At 68.5% G+C, this 26,546-nt stretch carries 24 protein-coding genes and 1 tRNA gene; 4 read left to right on the top strand and 21 right to left on the bottom strand.

Features of this window, described 5'->3' with window-relative positions:
* Positions 1–28: 28 nt before the first annotated feature.
* The 14 genes from J4H86_RS07300 to J4H86_RS07365 form a co-directional block, all read right to left on the bottom strand.
* A complete protein-coding gene (locus tag J4H86_RS07300) occupies positions 29–493 on the bottom strand; it encodes a peroxiredoxin (RefSeq protein WP_236542748.1) in 465 nt (154 codons plus the stop codon).
* Entirely contained in the window at positions 490–1,602 is a 1,113-nt protein-coding gene (locus tag J4H86_RS07305) for an alkaline phosphatase family protein (RefSeq protein WP_330932500.1), read from the bottom strand. Before J4H86_RS07305 ends, J4H86_RS07300 begins: the two co-directional genes overlap by 4 nt.
* Before the next feature lie 41 nt (positions 1,603–1,643).
* Positions 1,644–2,234 (bottom strand): DUF5998 family protein, encoded by a 591-nt coding sequence (locus J4H86_RS07310; protein WP_236542750.1) that lies wholly within the window; start codon positions 2,232–2,234, stop codon positions 1,644–1,646.
* 169 nt (positions 2,235–2,403) lie between these two features.
* Positions 2,404–5,121, bottom strand: coding sequence for a bifunctional acetate--CoA ligase family protein/GNAT family N-acetyltransferase (locus tag J4H86_RS07315; protein ID WP_236542751.1), 2,718 nt, complete (start codon positions 5,119–5,121; stop codon positions 2,404–2,406).
* Between the two features lie 126 nt (positions 5,122–5,247).
* Complete coding sequence (gene mnhG, locus J4H86_RS07320; protein ID WP_236542752.1) at positions 5,248–5,592, bottom strand: monovalent cation/H(+) antiporter subunit G; 345 nt, start codon at positions 5,590–5,592, stop codon at positions 5,248–5,250.
* Entirely contained in the window at positions 5,589–5,888 is a 300-nt protein-coding gene (locus J4H86_RS07325) for a monovalent cation/H+ antiporter complex subunit F (RefSeq protein ID WP_236542753.1), read from the bottom strand. Before J4H86_RS07325 ends, mnhG begins: the two co-directional genes overlap by 4 nt.
* Positions 5,885–6,382, bottom strand: a complete 498-nt coding sequence (locus tag J4H86_RS07330; RefSeq protein WP_236542754.1) for a Na+/H+ antiporter subunit E — start codon at positions 6,380–6,382, stop codon at positions 5,885–5,887. Before J4H86_RS07330 ends, J4H86_RS07325 begins: the two co-directional genes overlap by 4 nt.
* Positions 6,379–7,947 carry a Na+/H+ antiporter subunit D gene (locus J4H86_RS07335; protein ID WP_236542755.1) on the bottom strand — a complete coding sequence of 523 codons (1,569 nt, stop codon included), beginning with the start codon at positions 7,945–7,947 and terminating at the stop codon, positions 6,379–6,381. The genes J4H86_RS07330 and J4H86_RS07335 overlap by 4 nt, the downstream gene beginning before the upstream one ends.
* Positions 7,944–8,363 carry a Na(+)/H(+) antiporter subunit C gene (locus J4H86_RS07340; RefSeq protein WP_236542756.1) on the bottom strand — a complete coding sequence of 140 codons (420 nt, stop codon included), beginning with the start codon at positions 8,361–8,363 and terminating at the stop codon, positions 7,944–7,946. Before J4H86_RS07340 ends, J4H86_RS07335 begins: the two co-directional genes overlap by 4 nt.
* Positions 8,360–11,185, bottom strand: a complete 2,826-nt coding sequence (locus tag J4H86_RS07345; RefSeq protein ID WP_236542757.1) for a Na+/H+ antiporter subunit A — start codon at positions 11,183–11,185, stop codon at positions 8,360–8,362. The genes J4H86_RS07340 and J4H86_RS07345 overlap by 4 nt, the downstream gene beginning before the upstream one ends.
* 146 nt (positions 11,186–11,331) lie before the next feature.
* A tRNA-Ile gene (locus J4H86_RS07350) sits at positions 11,332–11,408 on the bottom strand.
* A 78-nt stretch (positions 11,409–11,486) separates the two neighbouring features.
* The gene (locus J4H86_RS07355) at positions 11,487–11,945 is read right to left on the bottom strand and encodes a deaminase (RefSeq protein ID WP_236542758.1); all 459 of its coding nucleotides are present in this window, start codon (positions 11,943–11,945) and stop codon (positions 11,487–11,489) included.
* Positions 11,942–12,643, bottom strand: a complete 702-nt coding sequence (locus J4H86_RS07360; RefSeq protein ID WP_236542759.1) for a RibD family protein — start codon at positions 12,641–12,643, stop codon at positions 11,942–11,944. The genes J4H86_RS07355 and J4H86_RS07360 overlap by 4 nt, the downstream gene beginning before the upstream one ends.
* A 381-nt stretch (positions 12,644–13,024) precedes the next feature.
* On the bottom strand, positions 13,025–14,056 hold the full coding sequence (locus J4H86_RS07365; RefSeq protein ID WP_236542760.1) for a P1 family peptidase: 1,032 nt from the start codon (positions 14,054–14,056) through the stop codon (positions 13,025–13,027).
* A gap of 303 nt (positions 14,057–14,359) precedes the next feature.
* Between J4H86_RS07365 and J4H86_RS07370 the strand changes: the two genes are divergently transcribed.
* Both J4H86_RS07370 and J4H86_RS27230 read left to right on the top strand, forming a co-directional pair.
* Complete coding sequence (locus J4H86_RS07370; protein ID WP_236542761.1) at positions 14,360–15,388, top strand: sugar phosphate isomerase/epimerase family protein; 1,029 nt, start codon at positions 14,360–14,362, stop codon at positions 15,386–15,388.
* A gap of 51 nt (positions 15,389–15,439) precedes the next feature.
* Positions 15,440–18,226, top strand: a complete 2,787-nt coding sequence (locus tag J4H86_RS27230; protein WP_330932501.1) for a PQQ-dependent sugar dehydrogenase — start codon at positions 15,440–15,442, stop codon at positions 18,224–18,226.
* 64 nt (positions 18,227–18,290) lie between these two features.
* Here the strand turns inward: J4H86_RS27230 and J4H86_RS07385 are convergent, their stop codons facing one another.
* From J4H86_RS07385 to J4H86_RS07405, 5 genes are all read right to left on the bottom strand, one after another.
* The gene (locus J4H86_RS07385) at positions 18,291–19,913 is read right to left on the bottom strand and encodes a PH domain-containing protein (RefSeq protein WP_236542762.1); all 1,623 of its coding nucleotides are present in this window, start codon (positions 19,911–19,913) and stop codon (positions 18,291–18,293) included.
* Positions 19,910–20,470 carry a PH domain-containing protein gene (locus J4H86_RS07390; protein ID WP_236542763.1) on the bottom strand — a complete coding sequence of 187 codons (561 nt, stop codon included), beginning with the start codon at positions 20,468–20,470 and terminating at the stop codon, positions 19,910–19,912. The genes J4H86_RS07385 and J4H86_RS07390 overlap by 4 nt, the downstream gene beginning before the upstream one ends.
* A gap of 154 nt (positions 20,471–20,624) precedes the next feature.
* Positions 20,625–21,722 (bottom strand): baeRF2 domain-containing protein, encoded by a 1,098-nt coding sequence (locus J4H86_RS07395; RefSeq protein WP_236542764.1) that lies wholly within the window; start codon positions 21,720–21,722, stop codon positions 20,625–20,627.
* 295 nt (positions 21,723–22,017) lie between these two features.
* Entirely contained in the window at positions 22,018–22,209 is a 192-nt protein-coding gene (locus J4H86_RS07400) for a DUF397 domain-containing protein (RefSeq protein ID WP_236542765.1), read from the bottom strand.
* Complete coding sequence (locus J4H86_RS07405) at positions 22,206–22,997, bottom strand: helix-turn-helix domain-containing protein (RefSeq protein WP_236542766.1); 792 nt, start codon at positions 22,995–22,997, stop codon at positions 22,206–22,208. Before J4H86_RS07405 ends, J4H86_RS07400 begins: the two co-directional genes overlap by 4 nt.
* A gap of 452 nt (positions 22,998–23,449) precedes the next feature.
* Between J4H86_RS07405 and J4H86_RS07410 the strand changes: the two genes are divergently transcribed.
* Positions 23,450–23,857 (top strand): ATP-binding protein, encoded by a 408-nt coding sequence (locus tag J4H86_RS07410; RefSeq protein ID WP_236542767.1) that lies wholly within the window; start codon positions 23,450–23,452, stop codon positions 23,855–23,857.
* A complete protein-coding gene (locus J4H86_RS07415; RefSeq protein ID WP_236542768.1) occupies positions 23,857–24,195 on the top strand; it encodes a hypothetical protein in 339 nt (112 codons plus the stop codon). The genes J4H86_RS07410 and J4H86_RS07415 overlap by 1 nt, the downstream gene beginning before the upstream one ends.
* Before the next feature lie 178 nt (positions 24,196–24,373).
* On the opposite strand, the gene J4H86_RS07420 is transcribed toward J4H86_RS07415, so the two are convergent.
* Together J4H86_RS07420 and J4H86_RS07425 are read right to left on the bottom strand one after the other, a co-directional pair.
* Positions 24,374–25,120 carry a GntR family transcriptional regulator gene (locus J4H86_RS07420; RefSeq protein ID WP_236542769.1) on the bottom strand — a complete coding sequence of 249 codons (747 nt, stop codon included), beginning with the start codon at positions 25,118–25,120 and terminating at the stop codon, positions 24,374–24,376.
* A 134-nt stretch (positions 25,121–25,254) separates the two neighbouring features.
* A complete protein-coding gene (locus J4H86_RS07425) occupies positions 25,255–26,379 on the bottom strand; it encodes a 5-methyltetrahydropteroyltriglutamate--homocysteine S-methyltransferase (RefSeq protein WP_236542770.1) in 1,125 nt (374 codons plus the stop codon).
* Positions 26,380–26,546: the final 167 nt, after the last annotated feature.

Raw genomic sequence — 26,546 nt, forward strand, 5'->3', positions numbered from 1 at the left:
TTCGTCGGTCTGTCAACGCGCCATTGTCTCAGGAGGCCGGTTCGCGCAGGGCACGCAGGGCACCGTCCGCGTGCGCCGCCATGCGGACCTCGTTCCTGATCACGGCGCGTACCCGCGCGTTCGGGTCGATCACGAAGGTTCGGCGGCGGGTCGGCGCGACCGCGGACATCGGCCTTGACCTCCGTACCCCGAACGCGGTCGCGACGACGCCGTCGGGGTCGGAGAGCAACGGATAGTCGAAGCCGTGGGTGTCGGCGAACTCCCGCTGCCGGTCGACGGCGTCGGCACTGATACCGACGGGCCGCGCGCCCAGGGCGCGGAACTCGCCGGTCAGATCGCGGAAGTGGCAGCTCTCGGCGGTGCAGCCACGGGTGAGTGCGGCGGGATAGAAGAACAGGACCACGGCGCCGTCGGCCAGGAGGTCGTAGAGGCGAACCGGCTGTCCGTTGTGGTCACGCAGCTCGAAGTCGGCCACGTGGTCTCCGACCCTCATCGTGCGTCTCCCCTCACCCGTAACAGTGGTACCCGTGACTCGGCCGTGGTGAGCGAACCATGCATCCCCACCAGCGAGGACATCGTGGGCTCGGCCAGCGGGGCGACGAAGGCGGTCTCCCCCAGCGCGACCGCCAGCACGTCCCCGATCCGGGGGCGGACCTGGGACTCCACGGGACCGAACCAACCCGCGGCGATCGCCTCCTCCCGACCGAGCACCAGGGCACGATCCGCGAACCGCTCCCGCCACGCGGCGAGGACGTCGTCCGTGGCGCCCGGATGGGCGTAGACGTGACGCATTCGGGCCTCTCCGGCGAGGACACGGACACCCGCGGCGAGGTCCCGGTCGGACTCGACGTCGAACTTGAGCTCCCCGGGGACGTCGACCATGCCGTGGTCGGCGACGACGTACAGTACTCCGTCCCGGGGAAGGGAGTGCGCGAGCCGCTCGACGAGTCGGTCGACGAACGCCAGTTCGGTCCGCCAGTGCTGGGAGTCCACACCGAACAGGTGCCCGACGGCGTCGAGATGGCTGTGGTACACGAACGTGTAGGAGCGGTCCGCCGCCCGGGCGGACTCCCGCGCCGCGATGACCAGCTCGGTGAAGCCGTCGGCGGGACGGTAGTGCCCACCGCGCGCCGAGGCTTGGGTGAGATCCGAATCCCGGAAGGCGCTGGCCGCCACGTAGCTCGCGTGGACGCCAGCCGCCTCGGCACGTTGGAACGCGGTGCGGTGCGGCTGCCACCGCCGCGGGTCGACGTCCGCCTCCCACAGAAGCTGGTTGAGGATCTGGTCAGTGCCGGGAATCGCGACCTGGTAGCCCACGATCCCGTGGTGCCCCGGAGGCCGCCCCGTGCCCAACGAGGTCAAACTGGTGGCCGTCGTGGTGGGAAAGCCGGCGGTCAGCGACCGCCCGGAGTCCACGAGCTCACCCAGGAACGGCGCGTCGTCGGGATGGTCTCGCAGCAGGTCCCAGCCCAGCCCGTCGATGAGCAACACCCACGCGTGGCGCGTGGGTTCCAGCCCGAGGATGTTGGGTTCGCCCTCGACGCCCAGCGAGGCCAACACCGAGGGCGCGACGTCGGCGAGGGTGGAGTGACCATAGGTCACGGTCGGAATCCCGGTGTCCCCCGGCACCGCGCCGCCGTCCATCAGGTCGTGGCCCGGGACAGGGCCATCGCGAAGTCGATCAGGTTGGCGACGGACTCCGGGCCCTCGGCCGCGCCACTCACCCGCAGCGTGAGGGACTCGTTGGTGATGGTCCCGGTGTAGCCATGGTCGGCCTCGCAGGACTCGTCGGAGCAGGTCGCTGGTTCCAGGTCGATCTGGGCCGCCGTCCCCCAGTTCATGGGCAGATTCACGCTCAGCACCACTTCGGTGGCCTCGGTTCCCGGCGCGTAGCGCGCCGGGTCCGGAATGACACGTGTCAGTGCCACGGACCGGACGTTGTCGAGCTTCACGGCCTCGGTCGTGGTGGAGGCGTTGGGTTTGGCGTTGGCCTCGACGGCGGGATGTTCGTCGGTGTGGCAGATCAACAGCCGGCTGGGGGTCAGGATCAGGACGGTGATGTGCCGCCGCATCTCCATGTCCGGATCGAAGATGGTCTCGTGGTGGACCATCGACGCTTCGACGAGTTCGTCGCCGAGGTGGTCAGCCACGGCGTCGATCACCAGACCGGGGTAGTAGCCGCTCCGCTCGATCTGGGCTCGCCAGTCGGTGGCGGCCGCACGCGTTTTCCTCATACTCCCATCCTGCCCTGTCATGGGGACAGGGCGCGACACCGGCGTCACAACCGTGCCCCGCCCCCGACGTCCCGGCCCGCCCCCGGCCCAGCCGGCCGCCCGTGCCCACCGTGGCTCCCGTCACCGGGCCGCCGCGGGTGATGCCCGCCGGAGTGTCCCGGCGGGCAGGTCAGTACGGTTCCCGAAGCCGGCGCGGCCCGTAGTCCAGCCGCAGGTTGCGGGTCTCCCGCAGCCAGACCCGGGCCCCCAGGACGTGTGCCCCGTCGGAGTTCACGGTCACCGGGTCGAGTTCCACGTGCGCCACCTCCGGCACCGCGTCGACCAGGCGCGAGACCCGAACGAGGAGCTCCTCCAGGTCGTCGATGTCGGGCTGGTCAGCGAGGCTCGTCGCCCCCTCCGGGACTCCGAACAGCAGGGCGGAGGACCGCACCGCGCGTACCAGGTCCGCGGAGTCGGTGTCCGTCAGTGGCGCCAGGCGGTACGCACGATCGTCGAGCAGCTCCGCAGTGGGGTCGGCGAGGCCGAAACTCACCACGGATCCGAAGGAAGGGTTCTCCCCGGCGCGGACGAGAATCGGCACGCCCGGGGTCACCATCCGCTGGACGACCAGGGTCGCGACGTCGCCGAAGCGATCGTGCAGCGCGGTGAAGGCGCCGCGTACATCCTCCGGGGTGCGCAGCTCGTCACGATGTCCCGCCCCGCCGGCACGCATCCGCATGTCGGGTGAGTCCGCGCGAACGACGACCGGGCCGCCGAGGCTCTCCAGTGCCTCGACCGCCTCCTCGGTGGACGTCACCCGCACGCTCGGCAGTACGTTGACGCCGTAGCACGCGAGCAGCGCGTTGCCCAACGTCGTCTCCGCCGCGGTGCCCTCCTCGTATACCGGTTCGCTGCTGAACCACACCTCGTGGTCGGTCAGCCCGGTCTCCTCGGCCTTCGCGAGCGCCTCGTCGATGAGGGTCCGCGCCGCTGCCCCGTCGATACCGTCGAGCTCGAGGTGGCGGCCGGGGTCACGCCTGCGCCAGAGGGCGTAGTGCGTCGCGTGGGCGAGTGCGCGCACCGCGTCCTCCGGGGAGGGAAACGAGGGGACGGATCCGGGCGCGATGGTGCCGTCCTCCGAGCGAAGCCGCAGCTCCTCCGGCATTCCCTGATAGCCCAGGTAGGTGGTGACGATCGGCTTGGTCGCGTCCGCGGCGGCGTCGCGCAGCACGGCCGCCACGTCGTCGGATATGGGCGTGAGGGCCGGAATGAACACGACGACCACGGCGTCCACTCCGTCGTCGTCCAACGCGCGCGACATCGCCGTGGAGAAGTCCTCGGCGTTGGCGTTGGGGCCGAGGTCCACGGGGTCACGCGGGCGGAGCCCAGAGCGCACGCAGGCGTTCTTGACCAGCAGACCGAGGGAGTCGGAGTTCCCGAGGATCCCGACCCTGGGGCCACGGGGCAGTGGTTGGTGCGCGAAGAGCTGGGCGACATCGAACATCTGCGTGATGTCCTCCACCCGCACCATCCCGGCCTGGTGGAACAGTGAGGTGACCGCGTAGTCGGGCAGGGCGAGGGTGGAGGCGGCGTGCCCCGCCGGGATTCCCGACTCACCGCTGGCGACCACGACGATCGGCTTACTGCGGGCCAGGCGCCGCGCCAACCGGGTGAACTTGCGGGGGTTGCCCAGGGACTCCAGATACTGCAACACGACGTCGGTCGTGTCGTCCTCCTGCCAGTACTGCAGGAGGTCGTTACCGGAGACGTCGGCCCGGTTTCCGGCGGAGACGAAGGTGGACAGGCCCATCCCCCGTTCGGACACCCGGCGCAGGATCGCGCGCCCGAGGGCGCCGGACTGGGCGAACAGGCCGACCCGCCCCCGGGGCGGTAGGTCGGAGGCGAGGGTGGCGTTGAGCGAGACCGCGGGACTGGTGTTGGCCACCCCCAGTGCGTTGGGTCCCACGACGCGCATCCCCGCCGCCCGGGCGGTGAGCACCAACTCTTCCTGGCGCTCGCGGCCCAGGTCACCCGACTCACCGAACCCCGAGCTGAGCACCACCAACCCGTGCACGCCCTTCTGGGCGCACTGTTCCACCACCTCCGACACCCGTTCGGCGGCGACCGAGACCACGGCGAGATCCACCGGGTCGGGGATGTCGAGGATGGTGGGGTAGGCGCGCACACCCGCGACGGCACGCGCGTGTGGGTGGACCGGGAACACCGGACCACGGAAGTCACCGTCCAGCAGGTTGCGCAGGACGGTCTGGCCGATGCTGTGCGCGGTGCGACTCGCGCCGATGACGGCGACCGACTCGGGTGCCAGCAGGCGCGCGATGGACGCCGACTCGGCCCGCTGCTCGCGCGCACGCATCACGCTCACCGCGCTGTCGGTCGGTTCCAGGTCGAGCGTGAGCCGGATGACACCGTCGTCGAAGGACTGCTCGGCGGTGTAGCCGGCCTCGCGGAAGACGTTCACCATCCGCCGGTTCTCCGGCAGCACGTCGGCGATGAACCGGTGCACCCCCCGCTCCCTGGCGACCGCCCCGATGTGCTCCAACAGGACCGACGCCAGGCCCCGCCCCTGGTGGGCGTCCTCGACGACGAACGCGACCTCGGCCTCGTCGGCGTCGATCCGGTCGTAGCGGACCACCGCGACGAGTTCGCCGCCCAAGGTCGCCACCAGCGCGACGCGGTCGGTGTAGTCGACGGTCGTGAACCTGCTGACGTCGCGTTCCGACAGCTCCGGATACGGGGCGAAGAAGCGGTAGTAGATGGTCTCCGGTGAGAGCCGCGAATGGAACCGACGCAGCGCGTCGGCATCGTCCGGTGTGATGGGGCGCAGGTGGGCGGTCCCGCCGTCGCTCAGAACGACGTCGGCTTCCCAGTGCTCAGGGTATGGCTGCACGGTGTCGAGGTTAGACGAAAACCACCGGTTTGCGGTGACCACGCCCCGATCGTCACCACAGTCGGGCCCGAACACGACCTGACGGCACCGCCCCCGGGGGGGGTCACCCTGGGGCGGTGCGATCCGTCAGTGTTCCTTGCCCTGCTCCTTGCGAACCGCGAGTTCGTCCACGATGACCAGGTCCCGCTTGACCCTCCCGGTCCGGTAGGCGGTCCGACTCACGAAGTGGGCCGCGACCGGAACGGTGATGACCTGGAACAGCACGATCATCAGAATCGTGGTTCCCGCGTCCAGCGGGGCGCCCAACTCGATCGCCAGGGCGGCCATGATCAGGATGAGTCCGAGCACCTGGGGTTTGAGGGCGGCGTGCAGTCGCGCCAACACGTCCGGGAACCGGACCATGGCGATGCCGGCGATGAGCGAGAGCGACGCACCCGCGATGAGCAGGACCGAGATGATGACATCCTTCATCGCTGACCCCCTTTCCGCTTGGCCGACTCGGCCGTCCGGTTGTACAACGACGGCGCGAAGCGGGAGATGGCGACGGAACCGGTGAACCCGATGATCGCCAGGACGAGCAGGATCGGCAGGGTGGTGGTGCGCCCGTGGGCGACCGCCTCCGCTCCGATGCCACAGATCATGACGGCGATCAGGGTGTCCAGCGCGGTGGCCCGGTCGAGCGCCGACGGGCCCCGAACGAGCCGAACCATCGTCAGCGCGGCGGCCGTGCTCAGCAGCACCGCGACGATCACGTATACGACGGTCATTTCTTGGCCCCCAACGCGAGCAGCACTCGCTCGGTCAGCAGGTGTGCGGACTTGCGCGTCTTCTCGACGTCGGCTTTGTCCTTGACCCCGAGGACGTGCACGTAGATGCGCCCTGGGTGTCGCCACACCTCGATGGCGGAGCTTCCCGGGGTGACCGAGAAGGCGATCGCCAGGAAGGTCAACGCCAGGTCCGACCGAGACGGAACCGGGACCTCGATCACGGCGCTGCGTGGCGGGTCGCGACGGAGGACCATCGCGCCGACCCGGAAACTCCCCGCGACGAGCTCCCAGCCTAGGGAGACGATGACGACGAGGAGCCGGAATGGATGCGGCCGCACCCCGATGGCGATCGGCGGCATCGGGAAGAGCAGTACCACGATCGCCGACACCACGAGTCCGGAGAGGATCCGGCCGACGCCGAAGTCACCCCAGAGGAACAGCCAGATCAATACGAGCGCGATGAGCCACGGGGTTCGCCGAAGAGCCTGCTTCATTTTGCTTCCTCGTGGAACGGCACCGACTGGATGTAGTTGCTCTCTGGGTCCAACAGCTCCTCCGCGGTCCGGTCGGCCAGGTCGGCGAGCGGCCCGGCGACCACCGTGTAGCCGACCATCACCGCGATGAGGACACCGGTCGGCCACACCATCGTCCGGGGCAGGCTCTTGGTGACCACGATGTCCTTACCGCTGAGCCCGACGGCGTCCACCTGGCCGTCCCGGGCGACCTGTCCGCGCTCCCCCCAGAAGCTACGGTTCCAGACCAGGCACACCGCGTACAGCGTGAGCAGGCTGGTGGCCAGACTTGCGATGACCAGGGCCCAGGCCGTCGGTCCTCCGACGCCGATGCCCGCCTGCAGCAGACCGAGCTTCGCCATGAAGCCGGAGAACGGCGGGATCCCACCCAGACTCATCGCCGGGACGAAGAACAACACCCCCAGTAACGGTGAGACGCGGATCAGCCCGCCGAGGCGTTCCTTGGACGTCGTGCCGGTTCGACGTTCGATCAGTCCGACGGTGAGGAACAGGGCCGTCTGCACGGTGATGTGGTGGACGATGTAGAAGACGGCGCCGGCGATGGCGGCCTGAGTGGCCAACGCGATGCCGAAGACCATGAACCCAACGTGGCTGACCAGTGTGAACGACAACAGACGTTTGATGTCGTCCTGCGCGAGAGCACCCAGGATACCGACCACCATGGTGAGGATCGCGGCCACCGCGAGGATCACCGTGAGGGGGTTGTCCGGGAACAGCAGTGTCTGGGTCCGGATCATGGTGTAGACGCCCACCTTGGTGAGCAGTCCCGCGAAGACCGCGGTCACCGGGGCCGAAGCCGTCGGATAGCTGTCCGGCAGCCAGGCCGACAGTGGGAACACCGCGGCCTTGATCGCGAAGCCGAGCAACAGCATCAGTTGGAGGACCTGGGCCACGCCCGGGTCCAGCTCCGCCAAGCGGTGGCTGAGCTGCGCCAGGTTGATGGTTCCGGTCGCCGCGTAGACGAACGCGATCGCCACGAGGAACACCAAGGACGAGAACAGGTTGATGATGACGTAGGTGGTACCGGCGCGGATCCGCGCCGCCGTCCCGCCCAGGGTGATCAGTACATAGCTGGCCGTCAGCAGGATTTCGAAGCCGACGAACAGGTTGAACAGGTCACCGGCGAGGAACGCGCAGGCGACACCGGCCATCAACACCAGATAGGACGGGTGGAAGATCGCCAGAGGCGCGGTGTCGTCCTCGTCGGCCAGACCCTGCCCGAGCGCGTAGATCAACACGAACAGGGTGACGAGCGCGGACACCAACAGCACCAGGGCCGCGAACCGGTCCGCGACCAGGCTGATCCCCACCGGAGCGGGCCAGCCGCCCGCCTGGGCGACCTGGGGACCGTAGCGGTCCGCCTGGTACAGCAGGACTCCCGCGACCACGGCGATCGTCACGAGGACGGTCACGCTGATGGCCTCGCGCAGTCGCCGCTGGTGGGCGCCGATCAGGAACTTGATTCCCGCCGCGAGCAGGGGAAGGATCACCGGCACCGGCACCAGAACGTTGCCAATGCCAGTCACTGGACGTCTCCCATGGTCGAGTCGGTTCCGCGGTCGGCCTCTCCGGTGTCACCGCGTTCGGCGCGCTCCCGGATTCTCCGGTCTTCGGAGTCGTCGCGCAGTCGGTCACCGCGGGCGATGTGCCACGCGCGATAGGCCAGGGCGAGGAGGAACGACGTCGTTCCCAGCGTGATGACGATGGCGGTGAGCACCATCGCCTGGGGCAGGGGGTCCGCCATCGGGCCGGACCCCGTCAGGTTGAGGAAGGGGTCGCGTCCCGCGGCGCCCCCCGCGACGATGATCAGGATGTTGATGCCGTTGGCAAGGAGTACCGTGCCGACGATGATGCGGACGAGGCCGCGGTCGAGGATCAGGTAGATGCCGGTTCCCGCCAGCACTCCGGTCAGAACAAGCAGGGCCAGATTGCCCACGGTCATCCGCTCACCATCCTCTCTGGGCCTCGCGCCGATTCGATCTGGCGGTCGACCTCCGCCCCCAGCGCACGCAACAACTCGACAACTAGACCGATGACCAGTAAGTACACCCCGATATCGAAGACGACGACCGAACTGATGTGCACTTCACCGATGATGGGGAGGTGCCAATCGACCTCGCCGCTTCGGAGTACCTGGCCGGTCGCCAACAGACTCACGATCCCCGAGCCGGTGGCGAGGGTCAGCCCGGTCCCCAGCAACGGACCGGCCGCCTTGGGCACCGCCTCTCCCAGCTCGTAGCGGCCGCCGGCGAGGTAACGCACCGCGAGGGCGAGACCGGCGACGATCCCGCCCGCGAACCCTCCGCCGGTGTCGTTGTGCCCGGCGAACAGAAGGTACACCGACAGCAGCAGGATCGGATGGAAGATGATCCGGGCGAGGACCTCCAGCACGATGGAGCGCCGCTCGGGGGCGAGCGTCGCGCTGCCACGCAGCCACGCACCACCCTCGCCGTCGCGGGTCGTGCTCGCCCCCGAACGGGGACGCACACCCCAGACGTGCGCCGCGCTGTCGGCGTCGGAGACACGCGGCAGCGGCCGGTTGCCCCGGCGCACGAAGATCAGGCTGGTCACGCCCGCGGCCACGGCGAGCAGGACCGAGATCTCCCCCATGGTGTCCCAGGCGCGCAGATCGACCAGGGTCACGTTGACGATGTTGTAGCCCCCGGCCTCCTCCACCGCCGCGGGGTAGAGCTCCGACACCGGGTCGTGGACCCGAGCACCGAGCGCGAGGTACCCCACCGCGACGATCAGGACACCGGCCGCCGTGGCCACCGCGGCGCGGATGCGCCGGTTCAGGCGGGGCTGGTTCTCACTGAACCGGTCCGGCAACCTGCGCAGCACCAGGATGAAGACGAGGAGTAGGATCGTCTCGGCCAACACCTGCGTGAGAGCGACGTCCGGGGCGCCCTGTAGAGCGAAGGCGGCGGCCGTGCCGTAGCCGGTCACGCCGGCGAGGATGACCGCGCCGAGCCGGTCCCGCGCGGCCACGGTCGCGAAGGCGGCGAAGGCGACGAGGATCGCCAACGGCACCTGTACCGGTAGCTCCCACTCGGGCAGCCCACCGTTGCCGGGGAAGGCCATGATCACCGCCGTCCCGGGCAGGATCAGCAGGACCGCGAGGATCCAGCCCAGGTAGGCGGGTAGTGAGCCGCGCTGGGTGATGCTGGCGGCCCAGCCGGCGACCCGTCCCAGCTCCGCCATGAAGACCCGGTATCCGTGCTCCGCGTTCAGAGCCGAGATGCTGACCGTGGCCTGGAACTTCTCCACGCGATCGTGAATCAGGAACAGTCCGACTCCCCCGAGGATCGCGACGACGGACAGCATGAGAGCCAAGCCGATGTGCGGGATCAGGTCGTGGGCGATCGCGACGTACGGCGCGATGACGAGTCCGACGGTGGCGAGCAGGGCCGGCGGCCACACCAGGGACCAGCCGGGCGCGTGGTCGAGCGGGGCGGGTCCCCCCGGGACCGTGTAGCCCCGCCATTCGAAGAAAGCGCCCCAGACGTAGCGCACGCTGTAGGCCATGGTGAGCACCGAGCCCACGACCAGCCCGACCAAAACGAGCGTGTCGACGGGGCCGCCTCCGGAGAAGGCCTCGAACGCGGCCTCCTTCCCCACGAAGCCGACCAGCGGGGGGATTCCGGCCATGGAACCCGCCGCGAGGATCGCGGCGATGAAGGTGATCGGCATGGTGCGCCGGAGCCCACTGAGACGGCGCAGGTCGCGTGTCCCGGTCGAGTGGTCGATCGCGCCCGTGATGAGGAACAACGCCGCTTTGAACAGGGCGTGCGAGACCAGCACCACCATGCCGGCCAGTAGGGCCTTCTCCGTCCCGGCGCCCATGAGGACCGTGAGGAAGCCCAACTGGCTGACGGTGCTGAACGCGAGGAGGAGCTTGATGTCGTACTGCCGCAGCGCTCGATAAGCGCCGACGATCATGGTGGCCACGCCCAGTGTCAGGACGATGGCCCGCCAGGGGACCTCCGGGGCGAAAGCCGGGGAGAAACGGGCGACCAGATAGATCCCCGCCTTGACCATGGCCGCGGCGTGCAGGTAGGCACTGATCGGGGTCGGTGCGGCCATCGCGCCGGGGAGCCAGAAGTGCAGGGGAACGAGAGCCGACTTCGACAGGGCCCCCAACAGCACGAGCACCAGGGCGACACCGATGAACGGACCTTCCGGCGGATTGGCCAGAACGTCGGAAATACGGTAGGTTCCTGCGGTTATGCCGATCATGATGAAACCGGCGAGCATCGCGAGTCCACCAAGGGTGGTCACCACGATCGCGGTGAGCGCGGCTCGTCGGCTGTCACGGTCCTCGGCCTTGTGCCCGATGAGGAGGTAGGAGAAGACCGTCGTCAACTCCCAAAAAATGTAGAGCAGGATCAGGTCGTCGGCCAGTACCAGGCCGAGCATCGCACCGGAGAAGGCGACCAACGAGCCGCTGAGCAGCCCGAGGCCACGTTCCTTGGACGTGAAGTACCCGGAACAGTAGATCAGCACGAGCGCACCGATCGCCGTGATGATCACGGTCATCAGCAGCCCGAGGCCGTCCATCCGGAAGTCGAGGCTCAGCCCCAACGCCGGAACCCATTCGTGTCGCTCGGCTAACTCTCCTCCCGCCGAGGACGCGGTCGTTAGTGCCCACACCAACACGGCGGTGGGCGCCAGTGCCAGTAGAACGAAAGCCGTGACGCCTGTTCTACGAACCAGAGCCCCCGCGAACACCGCAGCGCCAAAGAGGGCGCACGTCGCAAGCAACATCGCGAACGATGATAACTGAGGGAAATCTGGGCTAATCGATGAACCCGCCGCGCCCACCCGCCGCCGGACCGCATCCGGGTGCGTTAACGAAATGTGACAAGAAGCGGGGAACTCTCGCTGTGAAGCCTTGCCAACGTGGGAAAACGTGGTGGGGCGGGTCGGGCTTGAACCGACGACCGACAGATTATGAGTCTGCTGCTCTGACCAGCTGAGCTACCGCCCCGGCACTTCAGAAGTGTGCCATACAACAGGAGATTCCTCGTCCCCCGGACCGCGATCCTACGCGGGGGCGACGACACTCTCACGCCTCGTGCAGGAGATGGGTGTTCGGTCGTCGCGCGGCCGCGGCGAGCTCTCCTCGTCGTACGGTCTCGACTCCGGCGGCGCGCAGCCGCTCCGCGCCGCTGGCGGGCACGAAGACCGGCGGCTCGGACCAGGCGTAGACGACACGGTGGACCCCGGCGGCGATGATCCGTTCCGCGCACGGACGCGGGCGGGAGGCGCGCGCGCCGCACGGCTCCAAGGAGCTGTAGAGGGTGGCGTCAGAGAGGTCCGCTCCAGGTGGGAGCCGCTCCAGCGCCACCTCCTCAGCATGGTCGTGGGGGTCACGTTGGCGCGAGTACCCCTCCGCCAGGACCTGGCCGTTCCCCGAGACGATGACACATCCCACAGAGAAAGCCGTGGTCGACGGAGGACACTCCCACGCGAGACCCACCGCGCGACGGAGCCACCGGTCGTCGGTGTCCGCCGACGGAGTCACCGTGACGCGCCCGAGAGAAGGTAGTGCAGCGCGATCACGCCGTCGAGGTCCTCCGAGCCGACCAGGGTCATCGGGGTGATGGCCGTGTGCGGGAAGAAACCTGGGTGTACGAACCGCGGCGCGTCGGCGTCACCGACGAAGAACGGGGCCACGGCCAACCGCAGCTCGTCGACCAGCCCGGCGGTGAGGAACCCGGTGTGCACCTTCCCGCCTCCCTCGACGATCAACCGGTAGAGGCCACGGCGTGCGAGGTCCGCGACCACGAATCCGAGATCCAGGGGATCGCCCGCGTCGATGACCGTGACGTCGTCGTTGCCCGCCAGACGCGCGCCGGTGTCGAAGAAGGCGGGTGAGGCGGCGTAGACGAGCTTGGGCGAGTCACCGGTAGTGAAGAACTCCGCGTTGGGGTCGACGTCACCGCTGGTGGTCAGCGTGACCTTGGTGAGGTCACCAGGCTTTCCCTCCTCTGTGCGGCGGTCACGGCGTTCGGTCGATCGCAACAGGAGGCGCGGATTGTCCCGACGTATGGTCTCCGCACCGACCAGGATCGCGTCGCATCCCGCCCGAATCTCGTCGACGCGATCGAAGTCGGCGTCGGATGACAGGCGAAGGCGATGATCCGTGGCGTCGTCTATGTATCCGTCCACGGACATCGCGCAGCTGAGAATGGTGTACGGCCGCTCCAGGGGTGCGCTCATGGTGAACCAGGCTAGGCCATTCCCGCCCCCTTCCCCCACCTGTCGCCCGTGTTCGGCCGATTGTGGCGACGAGGTTGGCACGCCCCGCTCGCCCCGGAGGGGCTCCGGTCGCCGTGACCGGGGAGCGCACGGCCGCCGACGTGGGTCGCTCCCCCGGGTGCCGGGGAAAGTGGTTCGGTCAGGGGCGCCGCTTCTCGGGTTTCGGATTGCCCGGATGTCGGTGACGCGGACGCGGACGGCTCGATCGTTCCACGCTCGGAGAACGCACCACGGGGCCGTTGGCGTCCGGACCGGCGTACCCCCTCCAATGTGTCGCGTCCGTGGCGGCGCCCGTCCCGGGGACGCGACACGCGCCGCACCGGCGTCCGAGCGTATGCCGGCCTATCTCCCGTGCAGGGAGTCCGAGTAGCTCGGCCAGTGGCCGACGGGAGTCCGCACCGTCTCGGCCGCGATCACCGCGCGCACGATGGCGCGCGTGACACACTCGGCCGCGGCCCACTGCAGTGTGTACAGCCCGACCGGGTCGGGTGCGGGTCGACCGGCGGTGGACAACGCGAACACGGTGTCCCCGTCGAACATCGTGTGCGCCGGAACGATGGCGCGGGCGATCCCGTCCTGGGCCACTCCGGCGAGCTTGGCGCACTCCGCCTTGGTGAGGGTGGCGTCGGTCGCGACCACGGCGAGGGTGGTGTTGAGGCCGACTCCGGGCCCACCTGGCGCCGCGACGGGACCCACGGGTCGGTCCGCCGCGAATGCGGGGAGCTCTCCCGGCAGCGTGTGCGGGGCGCCGTGGAGCCGACCGGTCGTCGGATCGACGAGGCGTCCGGCACTGTTGACGGCGGCGAGAGCTCCCAGGGTCGAGCCGTCGGGCAAGACGGAACTCGCCGTGCCGACGCCTCCCTTGAGCCCGCCAGCGACCGCGCCGGTCCCGGCCCCGACGTTGCCCTGCGCGGGCGGCGCGTCGGTCGCGTCGTCGAACGCCTGGGCTCCGAAGGAGGCGTCCGGTCGCGCCAGGGGGTCGCCTCCCCGGCCAAGGTCGAACAGGATCGCCGCCGGGACGATGGGGACCACGAGTCGGGCCGCGGCCGTTTCCACCACGACCCCCTCCCCCGCCTCCCCCAGTCGTCCCATGACGCCGTCGGCCGCCGACAGACCGAAGGCGCTTCCCCCTCCAAGGAGCAGGGCGTTGACCTTGTGGACCGAGTTACGGGGGTCCAGCAGATCCGTCTCGCGTGTCCCCGGTCCTCCCCCACGTACGTCGACACTGGCGACCGCGCCTCCCGGCGGTGGCAGCACGACCGTGGTGCCGGTCAACCAGCCGTCACCCCTCGCGCTGTGGTGACCCACCCTGATTCCGCGCACGTCCACGATGCTGTTGGTCGGCCCGGCCTGCGGGCGAGGCGGCTCGTTCATGGCACGAGACTAACGCAGAGCGTTGCCCCCCGCGCGGCCCGTGGGCCACCCTCCGCTGGTCACCGCCTCATGTCCCCCGACATACGGCCCCGAGAGGAGTCACTCAACCGGGAACTGGTCGATTCGCGGCTATTGACCAGATATTGACCAGCGTCTACTTTTGCTGATTAGACAACAGAACCATCGATATTTCCGGCACAAGTCAGCGTGGATATCACTGTCCACCGGCATTTCGCATGCCCCTGGCCGGGCTGAGGTCGGCCATGGGGCGACCTATGCCACCGGCCACGGAAGCGGGAAACGATGACGAAACGAGACTGGAGTCGGATCGACCGGCGCGGGTTCCTCACGGCACTGGGCGCCGGAACCGTCGCGGTCAGCGCCGGGACGCTCGGAGCCCTGGGGGCAACCCCGGCACACGCCCAGGCGACCGCGGGAGGCGGCAAGGGGCCACGAGCCTTCCCTCCCGGGCGCATCGGAATCCAGCTTTACAGCATTCGTACCGTGATCCCGGAGCTCGGGTTCGCCCGTGTCTTCGAGGCACTGTCGGACATGGGATACCGCGAGGTCGAGTTCTTCGGCTACGACCAGGGCGACGCCGGACCGATCACCGTCGAGGAGATTCGTCGCGCCCTGGACGACAACGGCCTGCGAGCGGTCGGCGCGCACCGCGGCATCGGGCTGTGGCGTTCGAACCTCGAGGAGGAGCTCGACAACGCCGAGATCCTCGGACTCCGCCACATCGGGACCGCGGATCCGCCCACGGGGTGGGGCGGTGGTGAGACCGTGGACGACTACCGCGCCGCCGCGGAGGAGTTCAACTTCTGGGGCGCCGCGGCGGCCGAGCGAGGGATCACCTTCTACCAGCACAACCACGCGGGGGAGTTCGGATTCGCCTCCGACGACCCAAGCCGGCGCCTCTATGACGTCTTCCTCGAGCACACCGATCCGGCGGCGGTCTCGCTGCAGATGGACATCTACTGGGCCTACGCGGGGCAGCACCGGTTCGGTGGCTTCGAACCGGCCGACTACGTGATCGACAATCCGGACCGTTTTCCCTTGTTCCACGTGAAGGACGGGGCACGGAACCCGGAGAATCCCGACGGCTACGACATGATCGAGTTCGGCGCGGGTGACATCGACTTCCGGTCTTTCTTCCATCGGCTACACACGCACGGCATCCGGTCCTACCGCCCCCAGTGGGAGCAGGACAACGCCCACGAGACGGCCGTACCGCCCCACCCGATCGACGCGCTGGGCAACGCCGAACGCAGCTACGACGCCATGCGGGAACTGCGCGTCGGCCCCCCAGGCCAGGGACGCGACGACTGACTCCCTCCCCTCCTCCACCGTCTCCCCTCCCCCGATCCGAGGAGCGTGTTCGTGACCTCACTGCGTGTACGACTGGCCGCGCTCACGGCCGCCGTCGTCTTACCCACCGGTTTCCTCATGACCATGCCGTCGACCGCCGCCGCCGAGCCAGTACCGGAACCCGACTGGGACGACTTCACGAAGGTGACGCTCACCGACGAGGTCGGTGAACCGATGTCCATGGCGGTCCTGCCGGATCGACGGGTCCTGCACACCAACCGGCAGGGACAGTTCCGGCTCTACGACTCCGACACGTCGATCACCCAGGAGATCGCGTCCCTGCCGGTGTACGACTTCTCCGAGGACGGGATGCAGGGCATCGCCCTGGACCCCGACTTCGAGGAGAACAACTGGGTCTACGTCTACTACTCGCCCCAACTCCCCGACCTTCCCACCGACGCGGCCCCCGACGAGGTGGAGCCCGACGGCGACACGAGCGTCTTCGACGACTACGTGGGCAAGAACCACCTGTCCCGCTTCCAGTTCGTCGACGACCCGGTCAATCCGACGATCGACCTGGCTTCCGAGCAGGTCATCCTCGAGATCCCGATCAACAGGGGCCAGTGTTGCCACAACGGCGGCGACATCGACTTCGACTCCGAGGGCAATCTGTACCTGTCGACGGGCGACGACACCAACCCCTTCCAATCCGACGGCTACACACCGATCGACGAACGCGAATACCGCAACCCGAGCTTCGACGCCCAGCGGACCTCGAGCAACACGGCCGATCCGCGCGGCAAGCTGTTACGCATCACGGTTCAGGAGGACGGCTCCTACACGGTCCCCGAGGACAACCTCTTCAACAGCGGAGAGTACGACCACCTCTTCCCGGAGGGCACCTACGACCCGGAACTGGCGCTCCCCGAGATCTACGCCATGGGGTTCCGCAACCCGTTCCGGTTCTCGGTCGACCCCAGAACCGACACGGTCTACCTCGGTGACTACGGCCCGGACGCCAACAACGACAGCGCCGACCGCGGACCGCGCGCGACGGTGGAGTGGGTCGTCATCGACGAGCCACGCAACCACGGATGGCCCTACTGCGTCGGCCCCGCCCGGCCGTTCGTCGACTTCGACTTCGAGACCGGGGAATCCGGCGAGGAGTTCGACTGTGCCGCCCCCCTCAACGACTCTCCGCGCAACACCGGCCTCGAGGAACTCCCACCAGTCACCCCCGCTGAGGTCTGGTACCACAACGACTACGTCGCTCCGGAGTTCCCCGAACTGGGTACGGGCGGCACCGGCCCGATGGGCGGCCCGGCCTACGTCTACGACGCGGACGTAGCCGAGGAGTGGCCGACCGCCTTCCCGGAGGAGCTCGACGGAATCCCGCTGCTGTACGAGTGGGCCCGCAACTACGTCATGATGATGCCCGTCGAGGACGGGGAGTTGGCGGGCATCCAGGACTTCCTGCCCGACGGCGACTGGAACGCGCCAATGGACATGGAATTCGGCCCCGACGGGTCGCTGTACGTCCTGGAATACGGGGGTGGGTTCTTCGTCGAGGACGAGAACGCACAGCTCTCGAGGGTGGACTACGTTCCCGACGGGCGTTCACCCATCGCGCGCGCCCAGGCCGACGTCCGCTCGGGACAGGCGCCGCTCACCGTGGAGTTCACCGGGGAGAACAGCGACCACCCCGAAGACGGCGAGGAGATCGTCTCCTACGAGTGGGACTTCGGGGACGGCGCCACGTCGACGGAGGTCAACCCGACCCACACCTACACCGAGAACGGTGTCCACGGGGCGACCCTGACGGTCACCGACGGCGACGGAAAGACCGGACGCGCGGGCGTCACGATCGTCGTGGGCAACACCGAGCCCAACGTCACCTTCCGGACTCCGCCGGACGGCGCCTTCTTCGACTGGGGCGACGAGGGTCCCTACCGCATCGAGGTCACCGACGCCGAGGACGAGACCATCGACTGTGACACGGTGGTGATGAACTCGGCGCTGGGCCACGACCAGCACGCCCATCCCATCGACGAGCAGAACGGGTGCGACGGGACCTTCGACACTCCCGCGGACTCCGGCCACGGTGACGATCTGGATCTGTACTGGGTACTGAACACCCGCTACACCGACCAAGGCGCGGACGGTCTCCCCACCCTGTCCGGCACCGACCAGGTCACCCTCAACCCGAAGCGCAAGCAGGCACAGTACTTCGAGGACTCCTCGGGAGTGGACACCGAGACCACGGACGACGACCAGGGCGGAATCGACCACGTCACCGGGATCGAACACGGGGACTGGACCGCCTACACCCCGGTCGACCTGCTCAACATCGACACCGTGGAGCTCCGGGTCCGATCGGAGTACGGCGGCGGCCAGATCGAACTACGCCAGGACGCGCCCGATGGCGAGGCCCTCGCGACGGTCGCGGTTCCCGACACCGGTGGTGAGTGGGCTGACGTGTCCGCCGACGTGACCGACCCCGGGCACCCGTTCACTCTCTACCTGGCGTTCACCGACACCGACGGCGACTCCGAAGTGTCGCTGTTCGACCTGAACTACTTCGAGGTCGTCGGTGACGGCATCACGGGCCCCGAACGAGAGGGCGAGTGCGAGGGCACCGTCACCTTCGGCGATGTCGACTCCGGCGTCGCCGACCGGATGACGGGCGACGGCTGCCTCGGTGAACTACTCGACGACGGGCGCGACTGGGCGAACCACGGCGCGTTCGTCCAACACGTGACCCAGACGACCCGCGACCTGATGGAACAGGAGGTCATCACCGGGCAGGAAAGGTCGGCACTGATCAGCTCCGCAGCCCGATCCGACGTCGGTCAGGTATAGCCCCCACGATCAGGAGCCGCCGGGCCCCCTCCCGGCGGCTCCCCCGCGTCGGGCACGGTCTCCCCTATCGACCGTCCGCGCCGTCCCTGGTTCGCTCCGGGGGCTCCGGGGGCTCCGCGGTCGCCACCGGCTCCAGGAACTGGGCGAGGAGCCCGGGGACCGCGGCGTCGGCGAGCGCGAGCCCGGCGGAGGTGTCGGCGTCGACCGCGCGGTGCGTCCCCTTGCCCGCCGCGACCATCGCCCCGACGGTCGTGAGATCGGACCGTCGCTGGAACGGGGTCTGGGAGAACGTCCACCCGATCACCGCGTCGCACTTGAGGACCGCGGTGGACCGCGCCGCCATCCCCCCACGCAGGTAGAGGAACCGTCCGGACAGGCCGTGTCCGAGCCCCCTGTAGCTGCCTCGGGCGTAGGGAAAGGCGAGAAGCGCGCTGACCAGGATGAGCGCGGGCACCAGCCACACCGGGAAACCAGGCACGAGCCACGCGACTCCGATGACGAGGACGGCGAACATCACCACGGCGGCGGTGGCCCGCACCATACGACGGCGCGACGCGGCACGCGGGTGCGCCACGAGTGTCGTGGCCTCGACTCCGGGCAGGGCGGCGGCCGCGACGCGCAACGCGTCGGCGCGCGGCATGTCCGGGGTCAGTGTCCGCTTGGGGACGATGCCCGTGTTCGCCCCGGAGTCCTTGAACCCGGACACGATCGCGGCGACACTCGCGGCGCCGAACCATCTCAGCGGTAGGTAGTCGCGAACCTGGACGCCTCGCATCCTCTTCTCCTCGATGGAGATCGAGGACAGGTTGAGGAGTCCGCGCCGGACGAGCAGTGTCCCGTCGGACTCCCTGGTCAGCCGGTAACCCCACCACGCTTCCGTGTGGAGAAGGAGCGCCAGCACCGCGCCGGTGACGAGCGCGCCCGCCGCCGCGACGACCCCAGCGAGGAGCACGACCCGAAACGGTGCGGCTCCGGCCGCGTCGATGACGTTGGCGGCCACGAAGTCGGCGGCCACGCCAAGGCCCGCCGCCAAGGCGCTGTACCCCGCGGTCGCGGAGAGCGGGGAGAACACGCCGTAACGGAACCATGCGGGGCGGATCGTGGCGAGCTCCACCGACTCCTCCTTCCCGCCGCCCCCGTTTGGCGTCTCCTCGCCGGCCGTGTCCTCCACGAGTTCGCGGCGCAGGAGTTCCGAACGCAGGCGTTCGCCCTCGACCTTCGCGATCGGCTCGACCTTCAGTTCGTCGGCGGAGCTCTCCCCCGAGCCGACGATCACCTGACAGAGCCCGAACGGCCGGACGAAGATCGTCGCCGAGACGTCCACGTTGCGTACCCGGTCCCGTCGCAGCGAACGATGGTGACGGGAGAACACCCCGGACCGGAACTCGAAGTGCGTGGAGGTCACCCGGTAGCTGGTGGTTCGGTAACGCAGGACCTCCGCGACGGTGATTCCGCCGAACAGCACCGCGCCGGCCCCCAAGGGAATGAGCGTCCAGGGCCACGCGGTCCCCACCACCGCGATGAAGACCGCGACGATGACCGCAGGCACCAGAACGACAGCGGCGAGCACCACGACGGTGCACTGCACCGTGCGCGGACTCAACCTGAGCCAGCGGTGAGCGTTGTCCTCCACCGTCGCGTCGACCGGGATGTCGCCCTGGCGACGGCTCTCCTGTGGGGGCGTCATGTCGCGTCTCCCGGGGTCGCCTGGGTCGCGGCGGTGAGTTGTGCGGCGACGTCCGCCGCACTGTCCGCGCCCAGACTCTCGATTCGCAGAGGCCCGGCCGCGGAGGCGGTGGTGACGATGACCGTGGAGAGTCCGAGCGGCCGCTGCAGCGGACCGCGGTGGGTGTCAACCGTCTGGATCCGTGACAACGGTGCGACGCGCCACTCCTGCCAGAACCAACCGGACAGGGTGTAGACGGCGTCGTTGGTCACCTCCCAGCGGTGGACGCGGAAGCGCCAACGCGGCATGACCACGGTGACCACCGCGGCCGCGAGAGCGGTGACACCGGTGACGCCCCACAGCAGCAGGGACAGCCAGGACACGTCGGTGAACGCCTGGATGATGACAGCGGCCACCAGCGGGGGTCCGACGAAGCACGCGGATCCGACCAACGCGCGCAGCGTCCAGTGGCTGACCGAACGCCGGTGGACCTCGTTTCGGGGTGGGCGCAGCCGTAGGGATCCAGGCGGAACCTCCTGTCGCGCGACGGAGAACCCGTCGTCTCGTTCTTCGGCCATCACGGGCTCCCTCAGCTACGGACAGATAATCTGATATCAGTTTAATAGCTGAATGAAATCATGCAAGTGTTCTCGTCGGATCCCCGCGACGACCGGTGGCCCCGCGCCCCGGAGGGACGCGGGGCCACCGGGACCACCACGGATCGAGTCGGCGTCAGAACCTCAGGAGCGCCCCGACCCCGTCCTGGAGCGCCAGTCGATCAGGAGCGACGAAGACGAGGTCGGCGGATGTGGCCACCGCGGCACGCAGCAGCGCGGCCTCCGCGGTCTCCCGTTCGGGGTGTTGGATCCCCAGGTCCCGCGCCTCGGTGTCGGAAACGGCGAGGTCCTGGCCACCGGGACCAATCCACAGATCATCGCGAGCGGCGAGATCCGCCGCCCACAGGAGCGTCCCAACCTGGCCCCGCCGCAGGGACCGCACGATCGCGCCCGTCCCCTCGGCGACGCGGTCGTCCGCCCCGCGACCGCGCTCGAACTCGGCGACCACCGCGGCCACGTGGCTCTCCTCCTGCTCGGCGAGCCGTCGATCGAGCTCCTCGTTCAACGGTGATTCTTCCGAGCCCGACGCTCGCGCGCCGGTGTCGACGTCGACCACGGCACCCCGCAGCCGGCGGGGCAGGAGATCGGCCAGTTCACCTCGGAGACCCACTTCACCGGCGATCGCCACGACCTCGGCGTCCGCACGATCGGCGTAGCGCGAGACCTCCTGGGCCACCTTCTTGAGGTTCTGCTTGACCCGCTCGTCCACCGCACGCTGCATCTGGTTGTGGTGGTATCCGCCTTCACGCACCTTGTGCGTCGGCTTGTCCTCGCCCACGACCTGCCGCCGCACGCGGTGTCCGCTCGGGTACTCCGCGGTGAGGTCGGCGCCACGGCTGTCAACGACGCCGAGTACGAAGGGCACATGACTCCTGGCGCCACGCAGGTAGAGCATGGGGTCAGCGAGGGGTCCGACACGCAGGTCATAGTCCGGCGGTGTCGAGGCGACGGGGAACTCGTCGAGCACGCGTCCGTCGGCGGCGAAGATCGCCTGACCGTGCGGACCCGCGATTCCCCGTGTCTGTCCGACGATCTCGTCGACGGCGGCGACGGTGTCCTCGCCCGCACCGTCGGCGCGGGCCGCCCGTCGGGCGTTCTCCCAACGAAGACCGATGGCGTGGTCCGCGTCCTCGGCGTCTCGGGAGACATTGATGTGCAGCGACAGGACCGGACCGCCCACACCGTAGAGAGTTTCCAGTTCGGAGAGATCCATGACCGCCTCCTCAGACGTCTCACGACTCTCTCCGTGCCTTCCCACCTGCGGGATTCGCATTCATGTGGGATGGTTCGGGTTTCGTCGTGGGGCGCCGCGGCCAACTCCGAGGCCCCCCTGACACAGCGGCGGAGTCCGACGACGCGTCGACGGCGTTCGTCACCCACCCGGGGGTGGGTGACGCGAAACCATCCACGGTCGGCGCGGCCCCACTGCTGTGCCAGGGGAACTTGTCCACCGGCACTCTCCACGTGCGGACAGCGCGGTGCACGCTTGGACGACGAAGAGGGGGATCCTAGCCGAGCTCCTCCTTCTGGGCCGCGGACAAGAACGCGTGCCACTCCGTGGCAGAGAACGAGAGGTGGGGGAGATCGGGGTTCATGGAGTCCCGCACGTCCACCGCGGACGTCGCCGCCAACCGCGCCTCCACGCAGTTAGCGTTTCCCCCCACGCTGTAGCTCGACTTCAGCCAACCGTCGTACCTCATTCGTACTCCTTCATGATTGTGCGGATGAGACCTCGCGAGCCATCCTCGGGTAGTGCGGCACCACGGAGCTCCCCGAACAAACGGGTGTAATCGCGCAACTGATCGGGATCTGTCGAGAAGTCCGCGCGATTCCGCGTCTCCGAGTAGACGTACTCGCCTTGACCCGGAACCCAGATGAGCTGGAACGAGCCGTCAATCCCGGCGAGGGTGGTCGTATCCATGGGTATTACCTGCACGGTCACCCTGGACCACTCGGACACGACAAGGAGGTACTCCAATTGCGCTCGCATAACACGTGCTCCACCGACTGGCCGATGAAGCCATGGCTCATCGAGAACGACAACGTACCAAGGGGGATCCTCCCCTTTCAGGATTTCCTGTCTTTTCATCCGCGCATCAAGAACACTCCTGAGGTGATCCCCCTCACGCACGACACGACCGAAGCGCAAGAGTTCTTCGGCGTACTTGGGCGTCTGCAGCAACCCGGGAATCAGGGAGATCTGGTACTCGTGGATCTGGTTGGCGCGCGCCTGGAGGTCCGCCTTGTCCGTGAACCAGGCCGGGAGCCCTCCGGCTCGGAAGATGGCGCGCCACCGTCCGACCAGTGATCCGCGAGCGTCCACAATTTCATCAAATTGGGCGATTTGCTCCTCGGTGGTGCCCCTGGTTCCGACCTCGATACTACTGACGTGTGATTGGCTGACGTTGGCCGCGCGGGCGAGTTGTTTCTGCGTAAACCGAGCGTGTGTGCGGAACCCCCGGAGCTCCTCACCGAATTTCGCTCGCATCGATCGAGTGGACCGGTCCATCTCATCACTCCGTACCACGCGCCAGCAATAGAGATGACACCCTACTCCGATAGCGACCCATTCGCGTAGTACTGGTGGCCTCATCGGGCGCGATACGGGACGGTATTGGCATGGCCCGGAGCGTCACCGCTCTGACGAGGCCACGCGTCTCGCGCGCCGTGCCATCAAGCGGCCCTGCTCAGTGCACCACCACGGAGCAGGGCCCGATCCCTCTACCTGAAAAAGGCAGGTGAAGGACCTTTGCGTCAGCCTAGTCCGCGGATGCCCGCAGGGGAGACGCGGGTCGGGTCGCCGTCGGTGGACCCCCTCCTCCCGCCGGTCCCGCCCTCGTCGCGGCACCGTGCTCGCGCCACACGGTGTCTCCGCCGCCCAGCCCTCGTCCCGGGCGCGGCGGCGATGAACCTGTCCACTCAGAGGTCGAAAGCGTCCGAATGACCACCACCATGCACGTGAGCCTTCCCGGGTCGGTGGAGAGCGTCGGCCGGGCCCGCGACTGGCTCCGCGAGATCCTGCCCACGATGGGCCTGACCACGTGCGTCGAAGACGCGCTCCTCGTCATCTCCGAGCTCGCCACCAACGCGGTGCGGCACTCCCGCAGTGGCGACCCCCTCGGTCGGTACCAGATTCGGGTCCACACGGAACCCCCTCGTGTGCTGCTGGCGGTGACCGACGCCGGTGGACCCCACGTACCAGCGACGACGGACAACGCGACGACGGATTTTTCCTCCGATTCCGGCCACGGCCTGCGGCTCGTGGAACACTTTGCTCAACGCTGGTGGTGCCGCGGTGATTCGCGCAGCCGAACCGTCACCGCCGAACTCGCTATGGGAGGTGCCTGATGGGCATCCATTACCAAGGTCCGCTCACCCCCGAGGAACGCGAGCTCCTCAAGCCGCGACCGCCCAAGCCGCCATGGACCGTGATCTCCTGTCGCAACCTCGCCCTGCGGTGCCCGTTGTTGCACCGGGACGACATCGAGACCGAACTCGACGAGGACGCGTGCACGGTGACCGTGCGCCGGGGAGAACTGCGGGTGGTCATGGCGGCGCGTGAGGGACGTTGGGTCTCCGACCCGCCCAACCCGGATCTCGACATGTCGCTGGAGAGCACGGTCCCGCTGGCCCGTCGACTCCACTCGATGCTCACCATGACCAGCACGGCCAGCGACGCCAACTGAGCGCCCCGCCCCCTCACCGTGTCCGGTCACTCCCCCGGCACCTCGCCACCCTGCCCGGAATCCCCTGTGTCCCCGGGCGGATCCAGCGTGCGCTGACACACCCTGCCTCCCCCGGCACCGTCCCCCCACCACGCGAAACGGCACCGAACCATCGGGATGTCCAGCCCCTGTCCCCGGGTCAGCTCCTTTGTTCGGCCCCGGACCCGATCAGGTTGGCTCCCGCCACCGCCCGCATGGCGTCGGCGTCCCGCAACGCGTAGTCCAGATTCCGCTTGGCCATCCGCGCGTGCTCCCGGCTCAGGTCCTCCGCCCGCTCCGCGTCCCCGGTCTCGATCGCCGCCAGGATGTCGTGGTGTTGGCGTTGCGCGAGCCGGACGACACCGAGGGTCTCGGGGAGGTGTGCCTGGGCCCGCACGAACGCGCTCGGCGAGGCGAAGGGGAGTGCGACCACGCGTTCCAGCGCGGCGCGCAGCATGCGATTGTCACTGGCCCGCACCAGGACGGCATGGAACCGCTCGTTGTGCTCCACGTAGCGCAGGAAGGGCTCGTCGGTCCCGTCGAGCACCTCGACGACCTCGTCCAGCGCCGCGACACAGTCCGCCAACTGGGCATGGACCCGTCGGGTGAGACCGTTCTCCGCGGCGAGGCGAGCCGCCATGCCCTCCAAGGTGCCGCGCACGTCGATGGCGTCGGCGACGTCGGCCGCGGTGAAGGACGCCACCGCGTAGCCTCCTCCGGGCCAGGCCACGAGCAGACCTTCGGACTCCAGTCGAGCCAGCGCCGCTCGGACCGGAGTACGGGAAACGCCGAGCCGACGCACGAGGTCCTGCTCGACGAGCCGGTCACCGGCGCGGAGCCGCCCCTGCAGGATCAGTTCCCGCAGACCGAGCTCCGCGGAGACCGTCTGCTTCTGTGCGGATTCCATCCGCGTCACCCTCGACCTCCCTCACTCGTCAATCCGCACGGTATCCCGCCCCTCCGGGCGTTCCGCGCACGCCACCGGGGTGGGGAGGGGACCGCGTCCACCGCGTTGTCCCCTCCCTGGAGGAAGTGGAGAGTCTAGCCCCACACCTCCTGGGCGACTTCGACGATGAGCTCCAACTTGGCGATCTGCTCGTCGCGCGAAAGGTCATTGCCTTCGAAGGTGGAGGAGAATCCGCACTGCGGCGACAGGCACAGTTGCTCCAACGGGGCGTACTTGCTCGCCTCCTCGATGCGCCGCTTCAGGAAGTCCTTGGTTTCCAAGGCCCCCTTCTTCGTGGTGACCAGGCCGAGGACCACGAACTTGTCCTTGGGCAGGTAGCGGAGCGGCTCGAAGGTCCCGGAACGCTCGTCGTCGAACTCCATGAAGAATCCGTCGACCTGAAGCTGGTTGAACAGCTCGTCGGCCACGTAGTCGTAGCCACCGGACGCGACCCACGAGGAGCGGAAGTTGCCGCGGCACATGTGCGTAGTGATCCGCATGTCCCGGGGTCGCCCCGCCAGGGCGGCGTTGATCTGGCGGATGTACTTGACGTGCAGGGCCTCGCCGTTGTCCCCGCGGTCGTCAATCATCTGCCGTTGGCTGGGGTCGTTCAGGTAGGCGAGACTGGTGTCGTCGAGCTGGAGGTAGGTACAACCGAGTTCGCCCAGCGCCTTGACCTGAGCGGCGTAGGCGGCCGAGAGGTCGGTCCAGAACTCCTCGATGTCCGGGTAGACGTCGGGGTCGATCGACGCCTGGCCGCCACGGTAGTGCACCATGCTCGGCGAGGGGATGGTCAGTTTGGGCGTCGCCGTGGTCGTCGTGTCCTTCAGGAAGCCGAACGCGTCGGCGAAGATCGGGTCCTGGAGGTGGATCTTGCCGTCCACCCGGAGACCGGAGGGCGTGAACTCCAGGTCTCCCTCGGCGTTGTGGAAGGTGACCTTCAGTTCGTCCTGGACCTTGCTCACGCCACCGAGCTGGTAGATGAAGTCCATGTGCCACGAGGAGCGACGGAACTCCCCGTCGGTCGCGGAGCGAAGCCCGATGTCCTCCTGCATGCGCACGACGTCACGGATGGAGGAGTCCTCGATCGCTCGGAGTTCGTCGGCACCGAGCTCGCCGGCGGCGTGGCGCGCCCGCGCGTCGAGCAGTTCCTTCGGACGCAGGAGACTGCCGACGTGGTCGGCCCGGTACGGCGGAAGCTGCGGATTCTGGGAGGTCATGAGAAAAATCGTATCCCTTCGTATACAACCGTATTCGCCATCGTGGCCCGGTTCGTGGACGGGAGGCAAGCTCCCGACCGCGAGGATTTCGCCGTCCGCGGTCCCCGCACCGTCATGGCGGGGTGCGGAGGCCGGCCCGAGACTGATGTCCCGGGCCGACGCGCCCA

This window comes from Spiractinospora alimapuensis (assembly GCF_018437505.1).
GTDB lineage: Bacteria > Actinomycetota > Actinomycetes > Streptosporangiales > Streptosporangiaceae > Spiractinospora > Spiractinospora alimapuensis.

What these genes read in the sequence shown, in the direction of transcription:
- mnhG (WP_236542752.1), bottom strand. Translation starts at nt 5,592, where the DNA reads ATGAAGGATGTCATCATCTCGGTCCTGCTCATCGCGGGTGCGTCGCTC.
- J4H86_RS07385 (WP_236542762.1), bottom strand. Translation starts at nt 19,913, where the DNA reads ATGACGCCCCCACAGGAGAGCCGTCGCCAGGGCGACATCCCGGTCGAC.
- J4H86_RS07395 (WP_236542764.1), bottom strand. Translation starts at nt 21,722, where the DNA reads ATGGATCTCTCCGAACTGGAAACTCTCTACGGTGTGGGCGGTCCGGTC.
- J4H86_RS07310 (WP_236542750.1), bottom strand. Translation starts at nt 2,234, where the DNA reads ATGAGGAAAACGCGTGCGGCCGCCACCGACTGGCGAGCCCAGATCGAG.
- J4H86_RS07390 (WP_236542763.1), bottom strand. Translation starts at nt 20,470, where the DNA reads ATGGCCGAAGAACGAGACGACGGGTTCTCCGTCGCGCGACAGGAGGTT.
- J4H86_RS07330 (WP_236542754.1), bottom strand. Translation starts at nt 6,382, where the DNA reads ATGAAGCAGGCTCTTCGGCGAACCCCGTGGCTCATCGCGCTCGTATTG.
- J4H86_RS07370 (WP_236542761.1), top strand. Translation starts at nt 14,360, where the DNA reads ATGACGAAACGAGACTGGAGTCGGATCGACCGGCGCGGGTTCCTCACG.
- J4H86_RS07415 (WP_236542768.1), top strand. Translation starts at nt 23,857, where the DNA reads ATGGGCATCCATTACCAAGGTCCGCTCACCCCCGAGGAACGCGAGCTC.
- J4H86_RS07420 (WP_236542769.1), bottom strand. Translation starts at nt 25,120, where the DNA reads ATGGAATCCGCACAGAAGCAGACGGTCTCCGCGGAGCTCGGTCTGCGG.
- J4H86_RS07300 (WP_236542748.1), bottom strand. Translation starts at nt 493, where the DNA reads ATGAGGGTCGGAGACCACGTGGCCGACTTCGAGCTGCGTGACCACAAC.
- J4H86_RS07400 (WP_236542765.1), bottom strand. Translation starts at nt 22,209, where the DNA reads ATGAGGTACGACGGTTGGCTGAAGTCGAGCTACAGCGTGGGGGGAAAC.
- J4H86_RS07340 (WP_236542756.1), bottom strand. Translation starts at nt 8,363, where the DNA reads ATGACCGTGGGCAATCTGGCCCTGCTTGTTCTGACCGGAGTGCTGGCG.
- J4H86_RS07360 (WP_236542759.1), bottom strand. Translation starts at nt 12,643, where the DNA reads ATGAGCGCACCCCTGGAGCGGCCGTACACCATTCTCAGCTGCGCGATG.
- J4H86_RS07410 (WP_236542767.1), top strand. Translation starts at nt 23,450, where the DNA reads ATGACCACCACCATGCACGTGAGCCTTCCCGGGTCGGTGGAGAGCGTC.
- J4H86_RS07345 (WP_236542757.1), bottom strand. Translation starts at nt 11,185, where the DNA reads ATGTTGCTTGCGACGTGCGCCCTCTTTGGCGCTGCGGTGTTCGCGGGG.
- J4H86_RS07365 (WP_236542760.1), bottom strand. Translation starts at nt 14,056, where the DNA reads ATGAACGAGCCGCCTCGCCCGCAGGCCGGGCCGACCAACAGCATCGTG.
- J4H86_RS07325 (WP_236542753.1), bottom strand. Translation starts at nt 5,888, where the DNA reads ATGACCGTCGTATACGTGATCGTCGCGGTGCTGCTGAGCACGGCCGCC.
- J4H86_RS07425 (WP_236542770.1), bottom strand. Translation starts at nt 26,379, where the DNA reads ATGACCTCCCAGAATCCGCAGCTTCCGCCGTACCGGGCCGACCACGTC.
- J4H86_RS07405 (WP_236542766.1), bottom strand. Translation starts at nt 22,997, where the DNA reads ATGCGAGCGAAATTCGGTGAGGAGCTCCGGGGGTTCCGCACACACGCT.